A 2,927-nucleotide genomic window follows, 5' to 3' on the forward strand; every position below is an offset into this window, starting at 1 on the left:
TCCGGAGAAGCCGGTGGTCATGCCCCTAATTAGCGGTCTGTCAGTGCCTCCGGAGCCGGTGACACCACCCCCCAGGCCATGCGTTCGACAGGGGGAGAAAGTCATGCCAGCTCCGAAGGCCGGGAGCCCCGTTGCGGGGCCACGAAAACGGTAATGGGGGGGGCGAGGACGCCGCGTGACCGCCTGGGGCTCGGCGTCACGCGGCGTCCAGCGTCCGGCATGGCACGCTACGCGGCGAGCCGCTTCGTGAGGTCCATGGCCTTGGTGGTCGCGTCCTCGAAGGCGCGCTCTCGGGATGCCCCGTAGAGGGGGATCGGGTGCAGCAGCGTGACCGTGAACTTTCTCCAAGAGTGACGCCCGAGGCGGGGAGCCCGGGGCAGGATTGAGCATTGGCGTTCGACGATAGTCAAATGCGAGATAGTATTGAATGATACTGTCGTGAGTGTAGCTGAGATGGGTGCATCGCGTCGTATGGAGCAAGAGGGGAGATAGGCGATCTTGGACGTCTACGAGGCGGTCACGAGCCGACGGGCGGTGCGTGGATTCACCGACCAGCCCGTCCCGAGAGAGGTGCTGGAGCGGGTGCTGTCCGCGGCGGCCTGGGCGCCGTCCGGATCGAACATTCAGCCGTGGAACATTTACGTGGTGACCGGCGGGCCGCTCGCCGAGCTCAAGAAGCGGGCCGGTGAGCGTCTGGATGCGGGCGACCCCTGGGACGAGGCGGAGTACGAGCAGTACCCGCCCGAGTTGAAGTCCCCGTACGGCGAGCGCCGATCCGCCTTCGGCGAGCAGCGCTACGGGGAACTCGGTGTCGCGCGCGAGGACCTGGAGGCGCGCCAGCGGGCCGCCTCCGCGAACTGGCAGTGTTTCGGCGCGCCCGCCGCACTGTTCTGCTACATCGACCGCGGGCTGGGCCCGGCCCAGTGGTCGGATGCCGGTATGTATCTTCAGACCGTCATGCTGCTGCTGCGCGCCGAGGGGCTGCACAGTTGCCCGCAGATGGCATGGGCGAAGTTCCACAAGAGCGTCGCGGAGATCGTTTCGCCCCCGGATGAGCTGATGCTCTTCTGTGGCATGTCGATCGGGTACGAGGACGTCACGCAGGGTGGCGGTCGTACGGGGCGGGCGCCACTCGATGAGACCGTCAGGTTCATCGACGGTTACTGAGGGGCCTCAGCCCCCGAGGGGTCCTCGGGGGTCTCAGGGGCCCCGGGGGCCCCAGGGTTCCCGGGGTCCGAAGGGTCGCGGTGCGGCCCCCGCCCTACGGCGTCGTCAGCCACGCGCTGACGCGCGTCAGCGCCGAGGGGCCCGACGTATCGGCCACGTCCTGCGTCAGATCGGCGATCGAGACGGCGCGCAGTGCCGCTCGCCAGGCCGCGTCCGCCCCGGACATCGCGCGGGCGATCGGACACGGCGTGGTGCAGGACTCGGCCGGGGTGGCCAGCGGGCCCCGCTGGCGGATCTCCGTGCAGGTGAACGCCGCGGCGGGGCCGTCGACCGCTTCGACCACGTCGAGCACCGTGATCGACGCGGGCTCCCGGGTGAGTACGTAGCCGCCCGCCTTGCCCTGGACCGAGCGCACGAGCCCGGCCCGGGAGAGCGCCTGTAGCTGTTTGGCCAGGTAGCTGGCCGAGACGTCGTGGAACTCCGCCAGCTTGGTCGCGGGGACGGGCTCCTCCACGGACGTGAGCACGACACAGCAGTGCAGGGCCCACTCGACTCCGCCGGACATCTTCACGCGACCACTGTAATCAGCCCGTCTACTCGGACAACTTGTGTCCGCGTATTGTCTCGGACAAGATGTGTCCGAGTTTGATGGATGCTGCGCTCGCGGGTATCCATATGCCGTATTTCGGACGTCATCCAGCGAAAGGCATGTCATGAAGTTCGCAGTCATCGGCGGTACCGGGCTGATCGGGTCGCAGGTCGTCAAGAATCTGAACGCCGCCGGGCATGAGGCGGTACCGCACTCGCAGTCCACCGGAGTCGACGTCATCACCGGCCAGGGGCTGGACGAGGCGGTGGCGGGAGCCGACGTCGTCGTCAACCTGACCAACTCGCCGACCTTCGACGACGCCTCCCCGGCCTTCTTTCGGACCTCGATGGACAACCTGCTGGCCGCGGCCCAGCGGGGCGGCGTCGGCCACTTCGTCATCCTCTCGATCGTCGGCGTGGACCAGGTGCCGGAGCTGGACTACTACCGGGCCAAGGCGCTCCAGGAGGAGATCCTCGCGGCCGGGCCGGTCCCGTACTCGATCGTCCGGGCCACGCAGTTCATGGAGTTCATGGACGACGTGATGACCTGGACCGCCGACGGTGACACGGTCCGGCTGCCTGCCACGCCGATTCAGCCCATCGCCGCCAAGGACGTGGCCGCCGCGGTGGCGGAGGTCGCCGCGGGCGCCCCGTTGCGTGGCATCCACAACATCGGAGGCCCCGAGGTCTTCTCCCTGGACGAGCTGGGCCGGATCACCCTGTCCCACAAGGGCGACGACCGCACCGTCGTCACCGACCCCACCGCGGGTATGTTCGCCGCCGTCAAGGGCGACGTTCTCACCGACAAGGGCGCCCACCTCGCCCCCACCCGCTACACCGACTGGCTCTCCTGACGACGACCACTCGCGCCCCCTCCCGGCACCCTGACGCCGGGCCGCGACCGTGCTGGCACAAGCCGGCGCCGTGCGGGCACAAGCCAGCGCCCCCGGGGATTGGCGCGGGGGCGCGAGCGGGCTCGACCGCAGCGAGAGGCCACACCTGGGGAGAGGGGGCTCGCGCTCGGCATGGGTCGAACCTGGTTGTGACGGTAGGCCCGTGATGCTGTGTGTGTCACGGGTCGCGCACAAGACCGCCCGTATGAGGTTCTGGCCCGCATGGCCCGCATGGCCCGCATGGCCCGCATGGCCCGCATGGCCCGCATGGCCCGCATG

The 2,927-nt window shown here is 69.0% G+C and carries 3 protein-coding genes; 2 read left to right on the forward strand and 1 reads right to left on the reverse strand.

Going from position 1 to position 2,927, the window contains the following annotated elements:
• The first annotated feature begins 498 nt into the window (after positions 1 to 498).
• Positions 499 to 1,167: a nitroreductase gene (locus KN815_RS35895; protein ID WP_216346026.1), complete on the forward strand. Its 669-nt coding sequence runs from the start codon at positions 499 to 501 to the stop codon at positions 1,165 to 1,167.
• Between the two features lie 94 nt (positions 1,168 to 1,261).
• Here the strand turns inward: KN815_RS35895 and KN815_RS35900 are convergent, their stop codons facing one another.
• Positions 1,262 to 1,732, reverse strand: coding sequence for an RrF2 family transcriptional regulator (locus KN815_RS35900; RefSeq protein WP_216346028.1), 471 nt, complete (start codon positions 1,730 to 1,732; stop codon positions 1,262 to 1,264).
• 148 nt (positions 1,733 to 1,880) lie between these two features.
• Here KN815_RS35900 and KN815_RS35905 point away from each other — a divergent pair, with 148 nt between their 5' ends.
• Complete coding sequence (locus KN815_RS35905; RefSeq protein ID WP_216346027.1) at positions 1,881 to 2,609, forward strand: SDR family oxidoreductase; 729 nt, start codon at positions 1,881 to 1,883, stop codon at positions 2,607 to 2,609.
• Positions 2,610 to 2,927: the final 318 nt, after the last annotated feature.

The organism is Streptomyces niphimycinicus, from assembly GCF_018883605.1.
Classification (GTDB): Bacteria; Actinomycetota; Actinomycetes; order Streptomycetales; family Streptomycetaceae; genus Streptomyces; species Streptomyces niphimycinicus.